This is a genomic window from Streptomyces sp. NPDC048441 (assembly GCF_043200235.1).
In the GTDB taxonomy this organism is placed as follows: Bacteria; Actinomycetota; Actinomycetes; order Streptomycetales; family Streptomycetaceae; genus Streptomyces.
In genome coordinates this window covers 195,771-218,442 of record NZ_JBICXM010000010.1, presented here as the reverse complement: position 1 = coordinate 218,442, position 22,672 = coordinate 195,771, and the positions used below count along the sequence as shown (strand labels likewise).

Sequence of the window (22,672 nt, the reverse complement as noted above, 5' to 3'; positions counted from 1 at the left end):
GCGGCGAGAGGGGACTTCCGGCCCTGAAATAGGGACCATTGCGGAGCCGCTGATCGATCAAATCGCAGTGCAATGGACACAGAGCGAAAAGGCGATTCGGAAGGTGTCGACGATGACTGCCACTCCCGCGGAAACGACAGTGCACGGCGAGGCATGGGACGGCTTCGAAGGAGGCCTGTGGCGGGACGCCATCGACGTCCGCGACTTCGTCCAGCGGAACTACACCCCGTACGAGGGTGACGACTCCTTCCTCGCCGGTCCGACCGCACGCACCACCCAGGTCTGGCAGAAGCTCCTGTCGATGTTCCCGACGGAGAACGAGCGCGGCATCTACGACGTCGACATCCACACCCCCTCCCGCATCGACGCCTTCAGGCCCGGCTACATCGACCACCGCCTGGACCTCATCGTCGGCCTCCAGACCGACGCCCCGCTGCGCCGCGCCATCATGCCGAACGGCGGCTGGCGCATGGTCGAAGGCGCGCTCAACGCCTACGGCTACGCGGCAGACCCCGAGGTCAGGGACGTCTACACACACCTCCGCAAGACCCACAACGAAGGTGTCTTCGACGCCTACACGCCCGAGATCCGCGCCTGCCGCTCCTCCGGCATCATCACCGGCCTGCCCGACGCCTACGGCCGCGGCCGTATCATCGGCGACTACCGCCGCGTCGCGCTCTACGGAGTCGACCGCCTGATCGCCGCGAAGGAGGCCGACAAGACGCTCCTGGGCGAGGAGTGGGCCACCGAGGACACCATCCGTGCCCGCGAGGAGACCTCCGAGCAGATCAAGGCCCTGAGGGAACTGAAGGCCATGGCGATGTCGTACGGCTACGACATCTCGGCCCCCGCCACCACAGGCCGCGAGGCCGTCCAGTGGCTGTACTTCGCCTACCTGGCCGCCGTGAAGGAGCAGAACGGCGCTGCCATGTCGATCGGCCGCATCGACAACTTCCTCGACATCTACCTCCAGCGCGACATCGAGTCCGGCCGCATCACCGAGGCCGATGCCCAGGAGTTCATCGACGACTTCGTCATCAAGCTCCGCATCGTCCGCTTCCTGCGCACCCCCGAGTACAACGAGCTCTACTCCGGTGACCCGACCTGGGTCACCTGGTCCATGGCCGGCGTCGGCGCAGACGGCCGCCCGCTGGTCTCCCGCACGACGTTCCGCGCCTTGCAGACCCTCTACAACCTGGGCCCGGCCCCCGAGCCGAACCTGACGGTCTTCTGGTCGCGGGAACTGCCCAGGGGATTCAAGGACTTCGCGGCCAAGGTCGCCATCGACACCTCGGCCATCCAGTTCGAGTCCGACGACCTGATGCGTCCCAAGTACGGCGACGACACCGCGATCGCCTGCTGTGTCTCGGCGATGGCAGTCGGCAAGCAGATGCAGTTCTTCGGCGCCCGCGTGAACGTCGCCAAGGCCCTGCTCTACGCGATCAACGGCGGTCGCGACGAGATGACAGGCAAGCGCGTCGTCGAGGGCTTCGAGCCCATTGAGGGCGATCACCTGGACTACGAGACCGTCGTCGAGCGCTATGACGCGATGCTCGGCTGGCTCGCCAAGACGTACGTCCACGCGCTGAACGTCATCCACTACATGCACGACAAGTACGCCTACGAGCGCATCGAGATGGCGCTGCACGACCAGGAGATCCTGCGCACGATGGCCTGCGGCATCGCGGGACTCTCGGTAGCCACCGACTCGCTCTCCGCCATCAAGCACGCCAGGGTCAAGGTCATCCGCGACGCGACGGGCCTCGCCGTCGACTACGAGATCGAGGGCGACTACCCCGCCTACGGCAACAACGACGAGCGGGCCGACCACATAGCGCAGCGGATCGTCTCCGACTTCATGGGCAAGATCCGCCGGCACCCGGCCTACCGGAACGCGGTGCACACCCAGTCGGTTCTGACGATCACCTCGAACGTCGTCTACGGCAAGAAGACCGGCAACACCCCCGACGGCCGCCGCGCGGGCGAGCCGTTCGCCCCCGGCGCCAACCCGATGAACGGCCGGGACGAGCACGGCTACATCGCCTCCGCGCTGTCCGTCGCCAAGCTCGACTACGACGACGCGGAGGACGGCATCTCGCTGACCAACACCATCACCCCCGACGCCCTGGGCCGCACCCCCGGTGAGCGGATCCAGAACCTCTCCGGAGTCCTCGACGGCTTCACGGCTTCCGACGGCTTCCACATGAACGTGAACGTGCTCGACAAGGCGACCCTTCAGGACGCCATGGAGCACCCGGAGAACTACCCGCAGCTGACCATCCGGGTCTCCGGCTACGCGGTCAACTTCATCCGCCTGACCCGGGACCAGCAGCTCGACGTCATCAACCGCACCTTCCACGGCTCCCTCTGAGCCACCTGGAGCCCTGCCATGACTGCTCTGCTCGACACGGCGACGGCATTCGACACGGCGACCCCGGCGGCCGCCGTCACCCGGCGCCCCGTCACCGGATCCATCCACTCCTGGGACCTGTCCACCGGCGTCGACGGCCCCGGCTCCCGCTTCGTCACGTTTCTCTCGGGCTGCCCGCTGACCTGCCTGTACTGCCACAACCCCGACACCTGGCGGATGCGCGACGGCAAGCGGACCACGGCCGACGACGTGATCGCGGAAGCCGCCAAGTACACCGGGTTCATATCGGCGGCGGGCGGCGGAGCGACCGTGAGCGGCGGCGAACCCCTCCTGCAGCCCGTCTTCACCGGCGAACTCCTGCACCGCCTCAAGCACGACCTCGGCCTGCACACCGCCCTCGACACCTCCGGGTTTCTCGGCGTGCGCGCCACCGACGCGCTGCTCCGTGATGTCGACCTCGTGCTGCTCGACATCAAGTCCTGGGACCGTGAGACGTACAAGAAGGTGACCGGGCGGCCCCTGCGGCCCACTCTCGACTTCGCCCACCGCCTCGCCGACCTCGGCAAGGACGTCTGGGTGCGCTTCGTCCTCGTCCCCGGCCTGACCGACGACCCGGAGAACATCGAGGGCGTCGCCCGCTTCGCCGCGTCGCTCGGCAATGTCTCGCGCGTTGACGTACTGCCCTTCCACAAGCTGGGCGAGGCGAAGTGGGACGCACTCGGCAAGGACTTCGTCCTCCGCGGCACGCCCTCGCCGACCCTTGGCCAAGTGGCCGCCGCCAAGAAGATCTTCGCAGCTCAGGGACTGACGGCCGTCTGACGCTCGCTGCGGCGCCCCACGGACGTACCCTGGATACATGAGCACCGCCCCCGCCCCCGAACCGCGCGATCCGAAGGAATCGGGGACCCCGAAGGGCTCTGAGGCGCCGAAGAAGCCGAAGAGCGCCCTGGTCTTCGACGACCCCCTGTCGCAGCAGTCTTCGGACGACACGGACCGGGGATGGGGCGAGCGGCCTCCGGCCGGCGGCGACAGCGCCGCCGACCTGGCGCGCTTCCTCGACGAGAAGCCGCCCCACCACCTCTGAGCGGCCGCTACCGCTCGTCGTGCCCAGAGCCGCGCTGTGCCACCAGGGCGTCGCGGATCTCCTTGAGGACCTCCAGCTCCGAGAGCTCGATGACCTCCTGCGTGCCCTCCTTGGCCGCCTTCCGCGCGGCCTGCTTCGCCAGGTACTTGGCCATGGGCAGCACCATCAGGAAGTAGACGACGGCCGCCGTGATGATGAAGCTGAGGGTCGCGCTGAGGACCGTGCCCCACATGATCGGGATGCCGCTCTCGACCGTGCCGTCGGCCTTCGTCACGCACGGGTCTTTCAGACACGAGCTGTAGTGGTCGAGATCCTTCGTACCGAAGGCACCGACCAGCGGGTTGATGACACCCTTCACCACGGAGTTCACGATGTTCGTGAACGCGGCGCCGATGACCACCGCGACCGCCAGGTCGACGACATTGCCGCGCATCAGGAAGGCTTTGAAGCCCTCCCAGAGACCCGGTTCGTTCTTCTCGCTCACCACGAGGCCTTTCGTTGCGAATGCAGGTCGTGAAACAGACAGCTTCGCAACCTACGGCAGGGCGTGCCAGGCCTGTCCAATTGGGTGACACGAATGAGCGACTTGACAGCATGTCAGTGCAGTTGCACAAGTCGTGATTCAGCACAGCGTCACCGCCAGACGTGCCCGCGCACCGGCTCCGGCGAGTCGTGCCGCCGTCGCGCGGGGTACGGAAAGCACGACCAACGCCCCGCTCTCGGCGGCGCTTTCGGCCGCGCCCCCTTGAGGCTCGGGCACCTCGGCGACCCTGGCCCCCGCGGCCACGACCCGCGACGCCGATCCGTCGGCGGCGACGACATCGACCCGGTCGCCCCGGTGCAGCAGGCGCACGGTCTCAGCGTCCGCGATCCGTACCGGCGCCGTCACCAAAGCGGCGGCCCGGGGCTCCTGTTCCCGACGATCCTGCTCCCGACGCTCCGGTGAGGGCGCGGCAGCCGCCGCCGGATGCTCCGGTGGCCGCGCTCGCTCGGCATCCCGCGGACCGGCGGCCACCAGCGCGGCCGCCGTCACCGCGAGCCCCGCGGCCATGGCCCGCCGTCTGTGCCTCAGGAGCCGCCGCAGCCGACGCTGCCCGCCGCGAACCCGCACGGGGGCGAAGTGCGGAACCGGGCAGGGCGGGGGAGGGGAAGAAGAGGAGGGGATGTCGGAGGGAACGTGCGCCATGACGGCCACCGCCTGCGGAGAGAGGGTCGAGGACGAGGATCTTGCGTCCGCTCTCACGATGCAGGCCCGCGCCGAATCCTGCTGAGCCCCGTGCACAACTCACGAGTTGTGGACAACTCCCTCACCCGAAGGGGGAGTTCCGGCCCCTGGAGGGTCTCGAGCGCCTGCCGATCGCCCTACGGACCTCCTCCGATCGCCCTCCCAACCCCCTACGGCAGTCGAATCCCCGGCTCCATCCCACCCAGCGCCCCCGCGCACAGACAATCCCGCTCGCCCTCCGCCGGCAACGCGGCGACCGCGTCGAACAGCACCGTCCGCAGCCGGTCCACATTCGCCGCGAACACCTGGAGCACCTCGTCGTGCGAGACGCCCTCGCCACTCTCCGCCCCCGCGTCCAGGTCCGTGACCAGGGTCAACGACGTGTAGCAGAGCTCGAGTTCACGGGCGAGCACGGCCTCGGGATGCCCGGTCATGCCCACCACCGACCAGCCCTGCGCCGCGTGCCAGCGCGATTCGGCACGGGTCGAGAACCGCGGCCCCTCGACCACGACCAGCGTTCCGCCGTCCACGGGCTCCCATTCACGGCCGCGTGCGGCCTTCAACGCGGCACTCCGCCCGACGGGGCAGTACGGGTCGGCAAGGGACACGTGCACGACGTTGGGGATGCTTCCGTCCGGCAGCGGCACCCCGTCGAAGTACGTCTGCGTACGCGTCTTGGTGCGGTCCACGAGCTGATCTGGCACCAGGAGTGTCCCCGGCCCGAACTCGGGCCGCAGCCCGCCCACCGCGCACGGCCCGAGAACCTGCCGTACGCCCACGGAGCGCAACGCCCAGAGGTTGGCCCGGTAGTTGATGCGGTGCGGCGGCAGATGGTGACCGCGGCCGTGCCGGGGCAGGAACGCGACCCGTCGCCCGGCGATCTCACCGAGGAAGAGGGAGTCGCTCGGCGCTCCGTAGGGAGTGTCGACCTGGAGCTCGGTCACGTTGTCGAGGAAGGAGTAGAAGCCGGAGCCGCCGATGACACCGATGCCGGCCCGCGTCGCGTTCGCCGTATTCGCCATGCCGAGCACAGTAGCCGGGGCATGAAAACGCCGAGGTCCCCGCTGTCGTCCGACAGCGGGGACCTGGAAGAAAGGCGTGTGCGGGGCGGGTCTGCCCTAGGCGGCCGACGAGCTGGAAGAGCTGGTCGACGAGCCCGAGGAGGAGCCGGACGACTTCGAGTCCGAGGACGAGGAGGACGACGAAGCTCCCGCCGAGGACTTGGAATCCGACGGCTTGGAGTCCTTCGACGCGGACGCCGGCGACGGCGTGCTGCTCGACGACGAGCCGCGGCTGTCGTTGCGGTAGAAGCCGGATCCCTTGAAGACGATGCCGACCGCCGAGAACACCTTCTTGAGGCGTCCGTCGCAGCTGGGGCACACGGTCAGGGCGTCATCGGTGAACTTCTGCACCGCCTCGAGGCCCTCGCCGCATTCGGTGCACTGGTACTGGTACGTCGGCACTTGCTTCCTCCTGGCACTCTCACTCGATGAGTGCTAACGACGGTCCATACTGACGTATTCCTTGAGATCAGTCCACCGTGACCGGCTCGCGGTGACCGACGCCACGTGCCACGGTGCGCCCGATGGACCGCGGTACGAGCCGCGAACGCAGGGTGACGAGCACCGTGAGCGCCAGTGCCGTACCGCCCAGCGGGACCAGGAAACCGGCGCCGTCCCAGAGGCGGTCCTCCAGTTGTCCGGCTACGGTGACGGCGGCCGCCTGCCCGAGCGCGACGGCACCGGTGAGCCAGGTGAACGCCTCGGTCCTGCCGGTCGGCGAGACCAGACGGTCCACCAGCGTGTAGCCGGTGATCAGTGCGGGCGCGATGCAGATGCCGACCAGGAGTCCGAGCCCCGCGAGCAGCACCACGGAGTGCGCGGCCCAGAGCCCGGCGGCGGTCACCGTCAGTGCCGTGTAGCCGACGAGGAGACGGCGCTGCGGGGCGATCTTCCAGGCGATGGCTCCGCACACGAGCCCGGAGAGCATGTTGCCCGCCGCGAACGTGCCGTACAGGACGCCGTTCAGGCCCGGTTCGCCGATGGACTCGGTGAAGGCGGCGAGCGAGACCTGCATACCGCCGAAGACGGCGCCGATGCCCAGGAAGGTCGCGATCAGCACCCGCACACCGGGGACCCGCAGCGCGGAGACGTGCTCCACGCGCGCGTGCTCCTCGCGTGAGGCGGGCTTCGGCTGCGTGCTCTTCTGCGCGGCGAACAGCAGGCCGCCCACCAGCGTGAGGCCGGCCTCCGTGAAGAGTCCGGCCGCCGGGTCGATGGTGGTGCACAGCGCGGTCGCGAAGAGCGGGCCGAGGACGAACGTCAGCTCGTCCGTGACCGACTCGAAGGCGGCCGCCGTACCGGCCAGCGGGGAGTCCTGGAGCTTGACGCCCCAGCGGGCCCGCACCATGGGGCTGATCTGCGGCTGCGAGGCGCCGGTGGGCACCGCCGCCACGAAAAGTGCCCACAAGGGGGCGTCCGAGAGCGCGAGCATCGTCAGGGCGAGCACCGACACCGTGTGCACGAGCACGCCGGGCAGCAGCACGGCCCGCTGGCCGAAACGGTCGGCGAGCTTGCCGCTGAAGGGGGCGAACACCGCCATGGAGACGCCGGTGACGGCCGATACGGCGCCCGCGACGCCGTACGACCCGGTGGTGTGCTGTACGAGCAGGACGATGGAGATCGTCAGCATCGCGAAGGGCTGTCGTGCCGCGAAGCCGGGCAGGAGAAACGTCCAGGCGCCGCGGGTGCGCAGCAGCTGTCCGTATCCCGGGCGGGAGGTGACCGTGGATGCCACGGCCCGTGCCTTTCTGCCGCCTGGTAGCGCGGCCCCCCTTTTTTTCAGGGCGACGGCGCCGAGAGCTGTCCTCTTGCGCGGAACTGCGGTAGATGCCGGGTGCCCACTGCGAGGACGTGCGGCCGCCATACGGTCGGCGCCAGCTCTGCTTCAGACAGAGTTGGTTCGATCAATTGGTTCAGATGAAGTGCGTGGTTCAGATGAAGTGCGCGAAGTACGCCTTCATCAAGTGTGCCTTCATCGTACAGGGAACGGGCTCATTCGGCCTGCGAATGCAGAGAATGAGGCGACCGTCACCTGCGATTGCCGCGCTCTCGCGGTTCCTGGCCGGTCGTTCCCAGCCATCCTGCCAGTTTTCCGCCCTGTCCGACCGCGCGCAGCCGCTGTTCCGCGGCGTCCCGTACGGGGTCGGTGGCCACCACGAGGAGCTCGTCCCCGAGCCGCAGCACCGTCGTCGGCAGCGGCACGAACGATTCGCCGTCGCGAACGACGAGCGTGACCGCCGCCCCCGCGGGCATCCGCAGCTCGCCCACCTCGACGCCGTGCATCCGCGACCCCTTCGGGATCGAGACCGAGAGCAGGTGCCCGCGAAGGCGCTCCAGGGGTGCCGACTCGACGCCCAGGTCGGCGGGGCCCGAGGCGGCGCCGAGACCCAGCTTCCTGGCCAGCCACGGCAGCGTAGGGCCCTGGATGAGGGTGTAGACGACGACCAGGACGAAGACGATGTTGAAGATCCGCTGGCTGTCGTCGACGCCGTTCACCATCGGGATCGTGGCCAGGATGATGGGCACGGCGCCGCGCAGGCCCGCCCAGGACATCAGGGCCTTCTCCTGCCAGGGCAGGCGGAACGGCAGCAGGCTGATGAGGACGCCCAGGGGCCTGGCGACCATGGTGAGGATCAGGCCGATGACGATCGCGGGCCAGGTGTCGTCCAGCAGGTCGTGCGGGGTGACCAGGAGGCCGAGCAGGACGAACATGCCGATCTGCGCGATCCAGCCGAGCCCTTCGGCGAAGCCGCGGGTGGCGGGCCAGTGCGGCAGCTTCGCGTTGCCGAGGACCATCGCGGCCAGATAGACGGCGAGGAATCCACTGCCGTGCGCCATGGCTCCGGCCGCGTAGGCGGCGACCGCGATGGCCATCACGGCGATGGGGTAGAGGCCGGACGCGGGCAGCGCCACGTGCCGCAGGCCGTAGGCGCCCAGCCAGCCCACCGCGAGGCCGATCGCGGCCCCGATGGCCAGTTCCAGGGCGATCTCGCCGATGAGGAGGTACCAGTGCTCCACAGGGCCCGCTGTGGAGAAGGCCACGACCAGGATCACCACAGGGGCGTCGTTGAACCCCGACTCCGCTTCCAGGATGCCCGTCACCCGCGAGGGCAGTGGCACCTTCCGCAGCACGGAGAAGACCGCTGCCGCGTCCGTCGATGAGACCACCGCGCCGATGATGAGCGCCTGGCGCCACTCGAGGCCGACCAGGTAGTGGGCAGCGGCAGCCGTCACGCCGACGCTCACCGCGATGCCGGCGAGCGACAGGGCGGCGGCCGCGGGCAGCGCGGGTTTGATCTCTTTCCACTTCGTGCCGAGGCCGCCCTCGGCCAGGATCACGACGAGCGCCGCATAGCCGATGACCTGCGTCAGTTCGGCGTTGTTGAAGGTGACGTTGCCGATTCCGTCCTGGCCCATGGCAATGCCGATGCCCAGGTACAGGAGCAGGCTCGGGAGCCCACTGCGCGACGAGATGCGGACCGCCGCGACCGCGACGAGCAGGACGAGCGAGCAGATGAGCAGAAGCTGGTTGAGGTGATGGACAGTCAGGGGCCGTTCCTTACTTCGAGTGGGCCAGGCACTTCGTTACCTTACCTAATTGTTAACGCTTCCTTGATGTGATCGAACACTCATCCGATGCCTCGCGATGTACGTTCCTGACTCCGCGTCCGGGGCCGTACTGCCCTGCGCCTATGGTTGCTCCAGCGCTCCCACCACCGCCCAGCCAGCCCTGCCGCTCGCGTAAGGACAGCAAGGACAGCGATGCCCTCGAATACCACCGCCTCTTCCGGTCATAAGTCCGGCAAGAAGAAGGGGCGCCGAGCCCGACTCATCGTGATCGTCCTGGTCCTGGCCATCGTGGCGGGCATCGGCTACGGCGCGTACTGGAGCATCAGTACGGTGCGTGCCTCCTTCCCGCAGACCAAGGGAACGATCAAGCTCGACGGCCTCTCGGGGCCCGTCGACGTGAAGCGTGACGGCAACGGAATCCCGCAGATCTACGCCGAGTCCGACGCCGACCTGTTCATGGCTCAGGGCTTCGTCCAGGCGCAGGACCGCTTCTGGGAGATGGACGTCCGCCGCCATACGACCTCCGGTCGGCTCTCCGAAATGTTCGGGAAGAGCCAGGTAAAGACCGATGAATTCCTGCGGACGCTCGGCTGGCACCGGACGGCGCAGAAGGAGTACGACTCCAAGCTCTCGCCGGAGACGAAGAAGTACCTCCAGGCGTACGCCAAGGGAGTCAACTCCTACCTGAAGGGCAAGGACGGCAAGGACATCTCCTTGGAGTACGCCGCCCTCGGCTTCACCAACGACTACAAGCCCCAGGAGTGGACCCCCGTCGACTCCGTGGCCTGGCTCAAGGCCATGGCCTGGGACCTGCGCGGCAACATGCAGGACGAGATCGACCGCTCCTTGATGACCAGTCGCCTCGGCCCGTCCCAGATCAAGGACCTGTACCCGGAGTACCCGTACGACCGGAACAAGCCCATCGTCCAGGAGGGCGCCTACAACAGCGTCACCAAGAAGTACGAGGGCAAGGGCGGCGCGGGCGGCAGTCAGTCGCAGTCAGGGACCGGCGGTGCCGCCGGCACGGGCCTCGCGGGCAACGCTCAGGCCCCCGATGGGCTGCAGTCCCAGCTGTCGGGCCTCTCCGACATCCTGGACAGCGTCCCGGACGCGGGCCTCGGGCCGAACGGCAACGGCATCGGATCCAATTCCTGGGTGGTCTCAGGTGACCACACGATCACCGGGAAACCACTCCTCGCCAATGACCCGCACCTGTCACCGCAGCTGCCCTCCACCTGGTACCAGATGGGCCTGCACTGCCGGACGGTCTCCAAGAACTGCCAGTACGACGTCTCCGGCTACACCTTCGCCGGGATGCCCGGCGTGGTCATCGGCCACAACCAGGACATCGCCTGGGGCATGACGAATCTGGGCGCCGACGTCACCGACCTCTACCTCGAGAAGTTCGAGGGCGACGGCTACTCGTACGACGACAAGGTGCTGCCCTTCAAGTCCCGCGTGGAGACGATCAAGGTCGCGGGCGGCAAGTCCAAGAAGATCACCGTCAGAGAGACCGGCAACGGACCCCTGCTGTCCGACCGCGACGACGAACTGGTCAAGGTCGGCAAGAAGGCCACCGTCGACAGCGCCGCCCCCGACCGGGGCGACGGCTACGGAGTCTCGCTGCGCTGGACAGCGCTCCAGCCGGGCAAGTCGATGGACGCCGTCTTCGAGCTCAACAAGGCGAAGGACTTCAAGGACTTCCGCAAGGCCGCCTCTTCTTTTGAAGTGCCCTCGCAGAACCTGATCTACGCCGACACCAAGGGCCACATCGGCTACCAGGCACCGGGCAAGATCCCGGTCCGCGGCAAGGGCGACGGCGCGCTTCCGGCGCCCGGCTGGGACTCCGACTACCGCTGGACCGGCTACATCCCGCAGGCCGCACTGCCCTACGAGTACGACCCCAAGCGCGGTTACATCGTGACCGCCAACCAGGCCGTCATCGACAAGGACAAGTACCCGTACAAGCTCACGTCGGACTGGGGCTACGGGGCACGCAGCCAGCGGATCACCGACCTGATCCAGTCGAAGACCAAGAACGGTGGGAAGGTCTCCACCGAGGACATGCGCACGATGCAGATGGACAACAGCAGCGAGATCGCCAAGCTGCTCGTGCCCAAGCTGCTCAAGATCGACGTCAAGGATTCGTACGTCCGTGAGGCGCAGAAGCTCCTTGAGGGATGGGACTACACCCAGGATCCCGACTCGGCGGCTGCCGCGTACTTCAACTCGGTGTGGCGCAACATCCTCAAGCTCTCCATCGGCAACAAGCTGCCCAAGGAGCTGCGGGTCAAGGGCCAGTGCCTGAACGTCGAGCCGGCCGGGAACACCGGCCCCGCCGACGAGGCCGAGCCGGTGCGCGAGTGCGGGCAGCGTGACGCGGAATCCGCGCAGCCCGACGGCGGCGACCGCTACTACGAAGTGATCCGGTCGATCCTCGACGACGAGGACAACGACTGGTGGAAGTCGCCGAAGACCCGCACGGACGCCGAGACCAAGACCCGCGACCAGCTGTTCGCGCGGGCCATGGAGGACGCGCGCTGGGATCTGACCGCCAAGCTCGGCAAGGACGTCGACACCTGGAGCTGGGGCCGCCTGCACCGGCTGACCCTGAAGAACCAGACCCTGGGCGTCGAAGGCCCCGGCTGGCTCCAGTTCATGCTCAACCGCGGCCCGTTCAAGCTGGGAGGCGGCGAGGCGGCGGTCAACGCGACCGGCTGGAACGCGGCGGGCGGCTACGGAGTGCAGTGGGTGCCGTCGATGCGCATGGTGGTGAACCTCGACGACCTCGACAAGTCCAAGTGGATCAACCTCACCGGCGCTTCGGGGCACGCCTACAGCGCGCACTACACCGACCAGACGAGCAAGTGGGTCAAGGGCGAACTGCTGCCGTGGTCCTTCTCCGAGAAGGGCGTGAAGGGCAGCACGAAGGACACCCTGGTGCTGCGGCCCTGAGCCGAAGCGGTACGGACCGCCGCCGTACGGAACAGTGAAGCCGTACGAAAAAGTGAAAGGGCCCTCCACGCACGCGTGGAGGGCCCTTTCGGCGTCACGGACCTATCAGCGGAAGCGGCGTACTCCCGACGGCGTGACGACGGCGTGCACCGGCTTGTCGTGTGCCTCCTGGGGGACGTGTGCGACGACCTCCGTGTCGTACAGGAGCACCACCAGGGCAGGATCGGCCCCGGCCCGCCCGAGCCGCGCGAGCACCCGGTCGTAGGACCCGCCGCCGCGTCCAAGGCGCATCCCGCGCTCGTCCACGGCGAGGCCCGGCAGCAGTACGGCGTCCGCCTCCACGACGGCATCGGGTCCGAGCCGCGGTCCTGAGGGCTCCGACAGAGCCATCTTTCCCGGGTGTTGCACGCGGGCGAGCGAACCCTCGCCGTCGTACACCGCCCAGTCCAGGTCGTTGTCGGCGAGAAGTACCGGCAGCAGAACCCGCACCCCGCGCGCGTGCAGGGCGTCGAGGAGCGCGCGCGTGCCCGGTTCGCTCCCCACGGAGACGTACGCCGCGATCGTGCGCGCCCCGGCGAGCTCCGGAAGTTCCAATGCCCTCTCGGCGAGAACCGCAGCGGTCTTCTGTGCGTCATCCCTAGTCAACCGGCTTCTCACTGCGAGGAATTCTCCTCGCAACGTGCGCTTGGTTGGCTGGTCAGAGCCGGTTTCTTCCATGACGTGCTCACAAACCCTTCCAGTCACGCTCATATGAGAAATAAATGTCCGGACCCACAGATTCCGCACATACACACCGGTTATGGTTACGGACATGACTGAGTCTCACCCCCCCAGGATCAGCAAGGCTGTCATTCCCGCAGCAGGTCTAGGCACCCGGTTCCTGCCGGCCACCAAGGCCACTCCGAAGGAGATGCTGCCGGTCGTCGACAAGCCGGCGATTCAGTACGTGGTCGAAGAGGCCGCCTCCGCGGGCCTCGACGATGTCCTCATGATCACGGGCCGCAACAAGCGCCCGCTCGAGGATCACTTCGACCGCAACTACGAGCTGGAGTCGGCCCTTCTGAAGAAGGGCGACGAGGCGAGACTGGCGAAGGTCCAGGAGTCCAGCGACCTCGCGACCATGCACTACGTACGCCAGGGTGACCCCAAGGGGCTCGGTCACGCCGTCCTGTGCGCCGCCCCGCACGTCGGCGACGAACCCTTCGCGGTCCTCCTCGGTGACGACCTGATCGACCCGCGCGACCCCCTGCTCGCCCGCATGGTCGAGGTCCAGGAGCGGCACGGCGGCAGCGTCATCGCCCTCATGGAGGTGGCCCCGGAGCAGATCCACCTCTACGGCTGCGCGGCCGTGGACGTCACGGACGAGGGCGACGTCGTCAAGGTGACCGGCCTGGTCGAGAAGCCCGACGCGGCGGACGCCCCCAGCAACTACGCCATCATCGGCCGCTACGTCCTCGACCCCCACGTCTTCGACATACTGCGCAAGACCGAGCCGGGCCGCGGCGGCGAGATCCAGCTCACCGACGCACTCCAGCAGCTCGCGGCCGACGAGAAGGTCGGCGGCCCGGTGCACGGCGTCGTCTTCAAGGGCCGCCGCTATGACACCGGTGACCGCGGCGACTATCTGCGTGCCATTGTCAGACTCGCGTGCGAACGTGAAGACCTGGGCCCGGACTTCCAGGCCTGGCTTCGCAGTTACGTGTCCGAGGAGATGTAGCACTTTGAGCAGCAGCGCGACGACCGAAGCCACCGGCCAGGACCCCATCTGGTCGGTGAGCGAGCACCTGGACGACATCCTCGGAACCGTCCGGCCTCTGGAGCCCATCGAGCTCCAACTCCTCGACGCCCAGGGCTGCGTCCTCGTCGAGGACGTCACGGTGCCCGTCTCGCTGCCGCCCTTCGACAACAGCTCCATGGACGGGTACGCGGTCCGGGTCGCCGACATCGCGGGCGCGAGCGAGGAGTTCCCCGCCGTCCTGACGGTCATCGGCGACGTGGCCGCGGGCCAGGGAGAGCAGCCCACCGTCAGGGCCGGCCAGGCCGCCCGCATCATGACCGGCGCCCCGCTGCCGCCCGGCGCCGAGGCCGTCGTCCCCGTGGAGTGGACCGACGGAGGCCTCGGCGGAGGGCCCGTCTCCGGGATGCGCGCGCACAGCGCCGCCCCCGACGGCGCCTCAGGCGAGGTCCGCGTGCACCGCCCCGCGGAGGCACGCGCGCACGTGCGGGCGCGTGGCAGTGACGTCCAGGCGGGCGACCGCGCCCTGGCCGCGGGCACGGTCCTCGGGGCGCCGCAGATCGCCCTGCTCGCCGCGATCGGCCGGGGCACGGTCACAGTGCGCCCGCGCCCGCGCGTGGTCGTCATGTCCACCGGCAGCGAACTGATCCAGCCCGGCGAGGAGTTGGCCAAGGGGCAGATCTACGACTCCAACAGTTTCGCGCTCACCGCCGCCGCCCGGGACGCCGGAGCGATCGCCTACCGCGTGGGAGCGGTCGCCGACGACGTCGAGACGCTGCGCTCCACCATCGAGGACCAGCTGATCCGCGCCGACCTCATCGTCACCACGGGCGGCGTCAGCGTCGGCGCGTACGACGTCGTGAAGGAAGCCCTCTCCTCCGTGGGATACGGCGGGGACGGTGACGGGGAGGGCGACGGGGAGGTGGACTCGACGGGCAGCGGCATCGAGTTCCGCAAGCTCGCCATGCAGCCGGGCAAGCCGCAGGGCTTCGGCACCATCGGCCCCGACCACACGCCCCTGCTCGCACTGCCGGGCAACCCGGTGTCGTCGTACGTCTCCTTCGAGATCTTCGTACGGCCCGCCGTGCGCGCCCTCATGGGCCTTCCGGACGTCCACCGGGCCACCGCGAGTGCGGTGCTCGACGCCGACAAGGCCCTGACATCGCCCGCCGGGAAGCGGCAGTTCCTGCGCGGCCGGTACGACGCCGATGCGGGCCGAGTGCGGCCCGTGGGCGGGTCGGGTTCCCACCTGGTCGCGGCCCTCGCGCACGCGAACGCACTGATCGTCGTCCCGGAGGACACCACATCGGTGGAACCCGAAGCCGACATCACGGTGGTCCTGCTCGGCTGAGAGGCCCCCGCGCGCGGTACGGTGTCGCGCACGACAGGCCCGCGCGCGCCGCACCGCGCGGGGCCAGGGACCGGGAGCGCCACAGCACATGAGTACGCAGCAGCGACTGACGCACATCGATGAAGCGGGTGCCGCCCGCATGGTCGACGTATCCGCGAAGGACGTGACCGCGCGCACCGCCCGCGCGAGCGGCCGTGTCCTGGTCGCGCCCCGCGTGATCGAGCTGCTGCGTGGGGAGGGGGTCCCCAAGGGGGACGCCCTGGCCACCGCGCGGATCGCGGGCATCATGGGCGCCAAGCGCACGCCCGACCTGATCCCGCTCTGCCACCCGCTGGCCGTCTCCGGAGTGAAACTCGACCTCTCCGTAGCGGACGATGCCGTCGAGATCCTCGCCACGGTGAAGACGACGGACCGTACGGGCGTCGAGATGGAGGCCCTCACAGCGGTCACCGTCGCGGCCCTCACGGTGATCGACATGGTCAAGGCCGTCGACAAGGGCGCGATCATCACGGACGTACGCGTGGAAGAGAAGACGGGCGGCAAATCCGGGAACTGGAGCCGCGAAGGAGCCGGGGCGTGACGGGCGGGAGCGTGACGGCGTACCGCGCTCTTGTGGTCACCGCCTCCAACCGTGCAGCCGCCGGTGTCTACGCCGACCGCGGTGGCCCGGTCATCGCCGAGGCGCTCACCGCGCTCGGCTTCGAGGTCGAAGGCCCCCAGGTCGTCCCCGACGGCGACCCGGTCGAGCAGGCCCTGCGAGCCGGAGCCGACGCCGGATACGACGTGATCCTCACCACAGGCGGCACCGGCATCTCGCCCACCGACCGCACCCCCGAGGCCACCCGAAGCGTCATCGACCACGAAGTGCCGGGCATTCCGGAGGCGATTCGCGCGTACGGCAGGGAGAAGGTGCCCACGGCCGCGCTGTCCCGCGGTCTCGCCGGAGTCGCGGGACGCACGCTCATCGTGAACCTGCCGGGTTCCACCGGCGGCGTACGGGACGGACTCGCCGTCCTCGAGCCCCTCCTGACGCACGCCGTCGAGCAGCTCAGGGGCGGCGACCACCCCAGACCCCCAGGCGGTGCGAGCTGAACAGCCCCTCCTGGCCCGTCGAGCTGACGGACGGCGATGTCGCCCTCCGTCCGATAAAGATGCGCGACCAGCGGCCATGGCGTGAGGTCAACCGGCGCAACCGGGACTGGCTGCGCCCCTGGGAGGCGACCATTCCGCCGCCCACGCCCAGCGGTCCGATCGTGCACCGCCCGACGTACCGGCAGATGGTCCGGCATCTGCGCGCCGAGGCGCACGCCGGGCGCATGTTGCCTTTCGTCATCGAGTACCAGGGGCGGCTCGTCGGGCAGTTGACGGTCGCCGGGATCACCTGGGGATCGATGTGCTCGGGCCATGTCGGCTACTGGGTCGACCAGTCGGTCGCGGGCCGCGGTGTGATGCCGACCGCCGTCGCTCTCGCGGTCGACCATTGCTTCCGCTCGGTCGGGCTGCACCGTATCGAGGTCTGTATTCGCCCCGAGAACGGGCCGAGTCGCAGGGTCGTGGAGAAACTCGGATTCCGCGACGAGGGGCTTCGTCCACGCTATCTCCACATCGATGGTGCCTGGCGTGACCATCTTGTCTTCGCGCTCACCGCGGAAGAGGTGCCGGAAGGGTTGCTGCGGCGCTGGCACCAGGCGCGACCTCGGAACACCGCGTAAATAGAATAAGTGTTTGAAATTTATCGGTGATCGACCGTCTGGGACCTGACTTGGTCCCTCTCAGGCATTAATTTCACGGTCTCGGCGGCCTGTTGATCGCATCAGTCACAAAAAAAGTTCGAGATATCAGCCAGATCGTGCGACACACCGGCCCAATTGGCAGATGGCCTCAACGAAACCCCTCTACCGTGTGAGGCGTGAGCAGCAGCGGCCTCATCTACGCAGTCATCGTCGGGGCCTGGGCCGCCTACTTGGTGCCGATGTGGCTCCGTAGGCAGGACGAGCTCAATGAAGCCCGTCCGACGGAACGCTTCAGCACCGCCATCCGGCTTCTGTCCGGAAGGGCGGGGATGGAGCGCCGATACGCCAAGGACCTGCAAGCGCGCTCGCCTGAAGAGGAGGAGTCGCGCGGACCGGACAACGCCACCGGCTCGGTGGACGTCCGGTCCTTCGTCGCGCCTCCGCATCGGGCGCCGGCCAAACCCCAGGCGCAGCAGCCCTCGGCGAGACCACCCGCGCAGCAGCCTCCGGCCCGGTCGCAGGGGCAGCAGCCTCCGGCCCGGTCGCAGGGGCAGGCGCAGCCCGCGGTGAAGTCTCCGGCGCGGCCTTCCGTGAAGGCCCAGGTGCACGCGCCGACGCCCCAGGCGCCCCAGGCGCCCACGGTGCCGGACCCGGTCCAGCCCGCCGCGCGGTCCAAGCAGTCGCCCGCCCAGCGGTCCGCGTCGGCGGAAGCCGCCGCGCGCGCCCGGCGTACGAAGGTGCTCGCGCGCCGTCGGCGTACGACGGCGATGCTGTTCGTCGTCTTCACACTCGGCGCGGTCGTCGCCGCGGTGGGCGGGCTCGGCTTCCTCTGGGCGCCCGCCGCACCGGCCGCGCTCCTGAGCGCGTACATCGTCTATCTCCGAGGCCAGGAGCGGCGCCGCTTCACCTACACCATGGACCGGCGCCGGGCCGAGGTCGCGGCGCAGCGGCTGCGTGAGCGCCAGCCGCGCAGGCGGGCCTCGGGCGGCGCGGAAGCGGTCACCGACGACGCGGAGGAAGGACCGGCCCCCGACACGGAGACCGGCCTGTCCGCGCTCGCCGCCGACCGCCGCGCCCTGGTTGAGCAGACGGACCACGCGGAGTGGGTCGACCAGCAGCGCGAGCGGCAGCGCCGCCCCGGCCACGGTGACAGCTGGGACCCGGTCCCGGTGCCGCTGCCGACGTACGTGACCGCACCGGTCGCCCCGCGGGCCACCGGTGACGTCGACTTGGGCGCACCCGACGCCTGGAGCTCGGCGCGGTCGAGCACCGTGGAGCCTGCCGCCGACGAGGCGGACGAGGCGGACGAGAGCGAGTACGGCGAGTACGCCGAGTTCGCCGAGGAAGCGGGCGACGGCGAGGGCATGGATGGCGTGGACGGAGTCGGCGGCCGCAGTGACGCGCGCCGTGCCGCGTCCGCGCGCCGGGCCCGCGAGCGCGGACGTACGCCGCTCTTCGATCAGTACGAGGACAGGGAGCGGCCGCGAGCCGCCAACGAGTGAGGCCTGACCAGCCGGGTGACCAGCCACGTCACCAGCCAGGAACGGATTTCCGAGCACCCGGATCGGGATGCTAGAGTTTCACTCGTTGCAAGGGCCTGTGGCGCAGTCTGGTAGCGCACCTCGTTCGCATCGAGGGGGTCTGGGGTTCAAATCCCCACAGGTCCACCGCAGCTCAGAGCCCCAGTCGGAGAGATCCGGCTGGGGCTCTTTGGCGTCGTACAGCAACGAAGTACAGCAACGAAGTACAGCAACGACTACTTCCGATCTTTGCCGTCGAGGTGCTTGCCGAGCTTCCGCAGTGCCTTGAGCGTCGCATCGGTCGGACACCATCCCCAGGTCAGGCTCGTCCTGCTGATCGCCTGCTGCACCCGCGGCATTCTCGACGCGCTTTTGGGTCCGCGCCGGGACAACGAGGTCGCGCTGGCCAAGCAGCTGGCCACCATTCCGACCCTGCCCTGTCCGGCGGGCAACTCGTGCTGATGGACCGGCCTTTCACGGCCACGACGTCCTTGCCCGCATCGCCGCCCGCATCGCCGCCTGCGGCGCCGACTCAGCGTTGCGGACCGGGCCTCCGGCCAGCGCCAGGCCGCCTTGCGCTTCTGCAACCGGCGCCTGCCACCGGGCCACCCGCACGGCGTCGCGGTGCGGGTGGTGGACGCCGACATCACCGCCACCCCTGAACACGGAGCGCTGGAACAGCGAGACCAGCCTGTTCGAGGTGAAAACCCTGCAACGCGACCACCGCCTGCTGCTGCGGTCGCAGAGCCCAGACGGCGTCACCTGCACTACCGGCCGGCCTCGGGACAGCCCCGGCAGGACACCGGCCAAAGCCGCTCCGCCGACCTCAATCGTGGTCGGTGCTGAACTTTCCTTTCAGCCACTCTTCGATAGATAGACCCTCAGAATGTGCTGCTTCTTTGATGGCTTCATAGGAGGTAGCGATCTCATCCCCCTGGAAGGTGAGATTGACTCTTCGTTCCTGTTTTGTCGCCACATGAGTGTAGTTTTCGGGATGCGCCCAGAAGCAGCTTTCGCAAACCGATTCATCGCGAGAAGCTAGATTCTGACAGTTCTCACATGACCAAGATTTCGAGCGATTGTCCGAAGCGCAAAGTGGCATGAAATCTTTGATCTTAAGATCAGACTTATCGCCTGCCACGATAAATGGCACGCGGTGATCGGCCTGCAGTTCACGTGCTTCGAATTGGCCATGACAAATTCCGCACCGAAAGTTGAATTCCGCATTCAGTGCGTCCCTAAATCTCTTAGGGATCCCTACGCGCCCGGCTTTCCCCATGCTCATTTGTTCGATCAGCGTGTATCTTCTGATCGTTCGCCCGGTGGATCCTTTTACGCTGTCACCTTCAATGGTGGCGCCAGCATCCTTGAGATCGCCAATTGCGCGCGGTGGGTGAACGTAGCCCATTTCTGACAGTTGCTCAGTAGTCAAAGATCCATACTCTAGAAGATGGTCTCTAGCCCGCGCCGCGCGGCTCGACATGGGTAGGGCCTTGATCCATGAGACGAACTCAGAGCTGTATATCGGCATCTGGCTACTCTAGCCAAACATGTGGCACACCTGTCACATGAGTTCACATTGTTCTCAAGGGTACAGGTCAAGACGCTTGTCGATCTCCGATGCCCCGCCGAGGCGCTCCACGAGGGCAGGCGAGATGTATAGCGACTCGACCGTCACCTGCTTCTTCCCTTGGAGTGTGGCTTGGGAGGAAACGCCAGCGGATACATGCTTATGAAGCAGCCCTAGTTCGGAAGGCAGGGCCATTCCATACTTATTGTCATCCGTCACCACATCATAGGAGACAATGAACGATACGTTGTTGTCTACAGCCGTCTGGAGAGCCTCTGAGAACGGGGCGCGTTGTAGCCCTGTGAGATATCGGTGATCTGGCACATCGCTTGTTCCCTGATAAGGGGGGTCCATGTAAACCACTTCGTCTCGACTGGCGCCAGTCAGTGGACCTACGTAAGACTCTGTGGATGTCGTTGCAGTCTTCATCAGCTTTGAAGCGGAAGTGATGCGTTCTGCGATATTTGCCGGTCGAGCTCCTAGGCGGCGATGGTCGGCGCCCTGGTTGAAATCTCCGCTCTTGCTGTATCGAACGGCCGCCTTTACGCAGCGGCAGAGCAAATAGAGGAGGAGTTCGGGCTTCTTCGAAGCGTTAAATTCTTCCCGTGTTTTCAAGTAGAAGGACCGCGGGTCATCTAGTTGATCGTTCCACATTTGGGTGTAGGTGGAGATCAATTCGTTGGGATCTTCGATGATTCTGTCCCACAGTGCGATCAGCGGAGCATTAACGTCTGAAATATGCACAGTGCTTGCGAGGTCATAGTGGCGTGCTGCCACTGAGATCGCTGCCGACCCTGCGAAAGGTTCGATTAGTCGTGAGATCCCTTGAGCCGGAAAGAGGGAGAGGATCTTGCTTGCAAGGATGCGCTTGCTTCCTTGGTACGGGAACGCTTGAGCGACCACCCTTGGTCCGTCAGTCTTCCATGGCGCGGATGCAGGGAGTGATGCGGTCAAGGGTGCCAGTGTCATGCGATGCAGTCTATCGATCCAAGAAGTCACTCTTGGTAGTCGTGGTATTTCTGACGTCGCAGCAGTCGCAGCAGTCGCACCCTCAGCGTCCGCTGTCGTTGCTCTGAATCGGACGGGTGCTACAGGGCCTTCACGAAGCAGCGGCTCAGGTCGTCGAAGCGGTAGTGGCCGAACTTGGCGGGGGCCGGGGTGTAACCGGTCGATGTGTAGAGAGCTATCGCCTCCGGCTGCTTGGTGCCCGTCTCCAGGACCATGCGGGTGCGGCCCGTCGATCGCGCGTCGTCCTCCAGGGCCGCCAGGATGCGGCGGGCCAGGCCGAGGCCGCGGGCCTCCGGGGTGACGTACATGCGCTTGATCTCGGCGTCGCCGTCCGCGTACCCCTCGTCGTTCGCCTCGTGCCCGCGCCAGCCGCCGGTGGCCAGCGGGGTGCCGTTCTCGTCGTACGCGACGAAGTACACGCCGCGAGGGTGCTCGAACATGGTCGGGTCGAGGGGCGTGACGTCACCCTCGTCGCCGTACCGCTCCGCGTACTCGAGCTGGACGCGGTCGTTGAGCTTGACCGCGTCGGGGTGGTCGTAGGGCGTGGGGCGCAGCTCGATGCGCTGAAGATGCTGGATAGTCATGCGTTACATCGTACTTCTATGCGGAGGTGTTCCGGTATCCATTAATTGGGGTGCCTTTTCAGTGTGCCGGTATCGTGCCGGGATGCTCCAAGTGACCAGTGTGAATGTGAACGGGCTGCGCGCCGCCGCCAAGAAGGGCTTCGTGGAGTGGCTCGCCGAGACCTCCGCCGACGTGCTCTGCCTCCAGGAGGTGCGGGCCGAGCCGCAGCAGCTGCCGGACGAGGTGCGGGAGCCCGAAGGCTGGCACGTCGTGCACGCGCCGGCGGCCGCGAAGGGGCGCGCGGGCGTCTCCCTCTATACGCGGCGTGAGCCGGACCGTGTGCAGGTCGGTTTCGGGTCGGAGGAGTTCGACGGCAGCGGGCGCTACGTCGAGGCCGATCTGCCCGGTGTCACGGTCGCGAGCCTGTATCTGCCCTCCGGTGAGGTCGGTACGGAGCGGCAGGACGAGAAGATCCGCTTCATGGGGGAGTTCCTCACGTACCTGAAGGGGCTGAAGGTCCGGGCCGCCGCCGAGGGGCGCCAGGTCGTGGTCTGCGGCGACTGGAACATCGCCCACCAGGAGGCCGACCTCAAGAACTGGAAGGGCAACAAGAAGAACTCCGGCTTCCTGCCCGAGGAGCGGGCCTGGCTCAGGGAGGTCTTCGACGGGGAGGGCGGGGAGGGCGCCACCGGGTACGTCGATGTGATGCGGGCGCTGCATCCCGACGTCGAAGGGCCCTACTCCTGGTGGTCCTACCGGGGGCGCGCCTTTGACAACAACACGGGGTGGCGCATCGACTACCACGTGGCGACGCGGGGGCTCGCGGAGCGCGCGGCCAAGGGGTTCGTGGAGCGGGCGGCGAGTCACGACGAGCGGTGGTCGGACCATGCGCCCGTCACGGTGGTCTACGACATGTGAGGCTGCG

Annotated in this window: 22 protein-coding genes and 1 tRNA gene; 13 read left to right on the top strand and 10 right to left on the bottom strand. The window is 67.7% G+C overall.

Annotated features, from left to right (window positions below):
- The first annotated feature begins 112 nt into the window (after positions 1 to 112).
- From pflB to ACGFSB_RS25050, 3 genes are read left to right on the top strand one after another with little or no spacing between them, the layout of a single operon-like run.
- Positions 113 to 2,371, top strand: coding sequence for a formate C-acetyltransferase (pflB, locus tag ACGFSB_RS25060; protein WP_393403308.1), 2,259 nt, complete (start codon positions 113 to 115; stop codon positions 2,369 to 2,371).
- Positions 2,372 to 2,389: 18 nt separating this feature from the next.
- Positions 2,390 to 3,190 (top strand): pyruvate formate-lyase-activating protein, encoded by an 801-nt coding sequence (pflA, locus tag ACGFSB_RS25055; protein WP_393403305.1) that lies wholly within the window; start codon positions 2,390 to 2,392, stop codon positions 3,188 to 3,190.
- 37 nt (positions 3,191 to 3,227) lie between these two features.
- Complete coding sequence (locus tag ACGFSB_RS25050) at positions 3,228 to 3,455, top strand: hypothetical protein (RefSeq protein WP_393403302.1); 228 nt, start codon at positions 3,228 to 3,230, stop codon at positions 3,453 to 3,455.
- Between the two features lie 7 nt (positions 3,456 to 3,462).
- Here the strand turns inward: ACGFSB_RS25050 and mscL are convergent, their stop codons facing one another.
- The 6 genes from mscL to ACGFSB_RS25020 all read right to left on the bottom strand — a co-directional run bounded on the left by mscL (position 3,463) and on the right by ACGFSB_RS25020 (position 9,290).
- Positions 3,463 to 3,939, bottom strand: coding sequence for a large conductance mechanosensitive channel protein MscL (mscL, locus tag ACGFSB_RS25045; protein WP_393403299.1), 477 nt, complete (start codon positions 3,937 to 3,939; stop codon positions 3,463 to 3,465).
- Positions 3,940 to 4,077: 138 nt separating this feature from the next.
- Positions 4,078 to 4,641, bottom strand: coding sequence for a hypothetical protein (locus ACGFSB_RS25040; RefSeq protein WP_393403296.1), 564 nt, complete (start codon positions 4,639 to 4,641; stop codon positions 4,078 to 4,080).
- 209 nt (positions 4,642 to 4,850) lie between these two features.
- A complete protein-coding gene (locus tag ACGFSB_RS25035; protein ID WP_393403293.1) occupies positions 4,851 to 5,702 on the bottom strand; it encodes an S-methyl-5'-thioadenosine phosphorylase in 852 nt (283 codons plus the stop codon).
- A gap of 96 nt (positions 5,703 to 5,798) precedes the next feature.
- Complete coding sequence (locus ACGFSB_RS25030) at positions 5,799 to 6,143, bottom strand: FmdB family zinc ribbon protein (protein WP_393403290.1); 345 nt, start codon at positions 6,141 to 6,143, stop codon at positions 5,799 to 5,801.
- A 67-nt stretch (positions 6,144 to 6,210) separates the two neighbouring features.
- The gene (locus ACGFSB_RS25025; RefSeq protein ID WP_393403287.1) at positions 6,211 to 7,476 is read right to left on the bottom strand and encodes an MFS transporter; all 1,266 of its coding nucleotides are present in this window, start codon (positions 7,474 to 7,476) and stop codon (positions 6,211 to 6,213) included.
- A 293-nt stretch (positions 7,477 to 7,769) separates the two neighbouring features.
- Positions 7,770 to 9,290: a potassium/proton antiporter gene (locus tag ACGFSB_RS25020; RefSeq protein WP_393403525.1), complete on the bottom strand. Its 1,521-nt coding sequence runs from the start codon at positions 9,288 to 9,290 to the stop codon at positions 7,770 to 7,772.
- Between the two features lie 213 nt (positions 9,291 to 9,503).
- On the opposite strand from ACGFSB_RS25020, the gene ACGFSB_RS25015 reads away from it, so the two are divergent.
- Positions 9,504 to 12,266: a penicillin acylase family protein gene (locus ACGFSB_RS25015; RefSeq protein ID WP_393403284.1), complete on the top strand. Its 2,763-nt coding sequence runs from the start codon at positions 9,504 to 9,506 to the stop codon at positions 12,264 to 12,266.
- A 105-nt stretch (positions 12,267 to 12,371) separates the two neighbouring features.
- On the opposite strand, the gene ACGFSB_RS25010 is transcribed toward ACGFSB_RS25015, so the two are convergent.
- Positions 12,372 to 12,983, bottom strand: coding sequence for a 5-formyltetrahydrofolate cyclo-ligase (locus tag ACGFSB_RS25010; RefSeq protein WP_393403281.1), 612 nt, complete (start codon positions 12,981 to 12,983; stop codon positions 12,372 to 12,374).
- 94 nt (positions 12,984 to 13,077) lie between these two features.
- Between ACGFSB_RS25010 and galU the strand changes: the two genes are divergently transcribed.
- The 8 genes from galU (at position 13,078) to ACGFSB_RS24970 (ending at position 19,067) form a co-directional block, all read left to right on the top strand.
- Positions 13,078 to 13,983: a UTP--glucose-1-phosphate uridylyltransferase GalU gene (gene galU, locus ACGFSB_RS25005; protein WP_393403277.1), complete on the top strand. Its 906-nt coding sequence runs from the start codon at positions 13,078 to 13,080 to the stop codon at positions 13,981 to 13,983.
- Between the two features lie 4 nt (positions 13,984 to 13,987).
- Complete coding sequence (gene glp / locus ACGFSB_RS25000; protein ID WP_393403274.1) at positions 13,988 to 15,352, top strand: gephyrin-like molybdotransferase Glp; 1,365 nt, start codon at positions 13,988 to 13,990, stop codon at positions 15,350 to 15,352.
- An 88-nt stretch (positions 15,353 to 15,440) separates the two neighbouring features.
- A complete protein-coding gene (moaC, locus tag ACGFSB_RS24995; RefSeq protein WP_393403271.1) occupies positions 15,441 to 15,932 on the top strand; it encodes a cyclic pyranopterin monophosphate synthase MoaC in 492 nt (163 codons plus the stop codon).
- Positions 15,929 to 16,444, top strand: a complete 516-nt coding sequence (locus ACGFSB_RS24990; protein WP_393403268.1) for a molybdenum cofactor biosynthesis protein B — start codon at positions 15,929 to 15,931, stop codon at positions 16,442 to 16,444. Before moaC ends, ACGFSB_RS24990 begins: the two co-directional genes overlap by 4 nt.
- Positions 16,441 to 17,064 (top strand): GNAT family N-acetyltransferase, encoded by a 624-nt coding sequence (locus ACGFSB_RS24985; RefSeq protein WP_393403523.1) that lies wholly within the window; start codon positions 16,441 to 16,443, stop codon positions 17,062 to 17,064. The genes ACGFSB_RS24990 and ACGFSB_RS24985 overlap by 4 nt, the downstream gene beginning before the upstream one ends.
- Positions 17,065 to 17,261: 197 nt before the next feature.
- Positions 17,262 to 18,587, top strand: coding sequence for a gephyrin-like molybdotransferase receptor GlpR (gene glpR, locus ACGFSB_RS24980; RefSeq protein WP_393403265.1), 1,326 nt, complete (start codon positions 17,262 to 17,264; stop codon positions 18,585 to 18,587).
- Positions 18,588 to 18,678: 91 nt separating this feature from the next.
- Positions 18,679 to 18,752, top strand: a tRNA-Ala gene (locus ACGFSB_RS24975).
- A gap of 138 nt (positions 18,753 to 18,890) precedes the next feature.
- Positions 18,891 to 19,067 carry a hypothetical protein gene (locus ACGFSB_RS24970; protein ID WP_393403262.1) on the top strand — a complete coding sequence of 59 codons (177 nt, stop codon included), beginning with the start codon at positions 18,891 to 18,893 and terminating at the stop codon, positions 19,065 to 19,067.
- Between the two features lie 364 nt (positions 19,068 to 19,431).
- On the opposite strand, the gene ACGFSB_RS24965 is transcribed toward ACGFSB_RS24970, so the two are convergent.
- From ACGFSB_RS24965 to ACGFSB_RS24955, 3 genes are all read right to left on the bottom strand, one after another.
- Positions 19,432 to 20,136 carry a hypothetical protein gene (locus tag ACGFSB_RS24965; RefSeq protein WP_393403259.1) on the bottom strand — a complete coding sequence of 235 codons (705 nt, stop codon included), beginning with the start codon at positions 20,134 to 20,136 and terminating at the stop codon, positions 19,432 to 19,434.
- A gap of 54 nt (positions 20,137 to 20,190) precedes the next feature.
- The gene (locus tag ACGFSB_RS24960) at positions 20,191 to 21,144 is read right to left on the bottom strand and encodes a DNA adenine methylase (protein ID WP_393403256.1); all 954 of its coding nucleotides are present in this window, start codon (positions 21,142 to 21,144) and stop codon (positions 20,191 to 20,193) included.
- Between the two features lie 119 nt (positions 21,145 to 21,263).
- On the bottom strand, positions 21,264 to 21,767 hold the full coding sequence (locus ACGFSB_RS24955; RefSeq protein ID WP_393403253.1) for a GNAT family N-acetyltransferase: 504 nt from the start codon (positions 21,765 to 21,767) through the stop codon (positions 21,264 to 21,266).
- An 82-nt stretch (positions 21,768 to 21,849) separates the two neighbouring features.
- Between ACGFSB_RS24955 and ACGFSB_RS24950 the strand changes: the two genes are divergently transcribed.
- Complete coding sequence (locus ACGFSB_RS24950) at positions 21,850 to 22,665, top strand: exodeoxyribonuclease III (protein WP_393403250.1); 816 nt, start codon at positions 21,850 to 21,852, stop codon at positions 22,663 to 22,665.
- Positions 22,666 to 22,672: the final 7 nt, after the last annotated feature.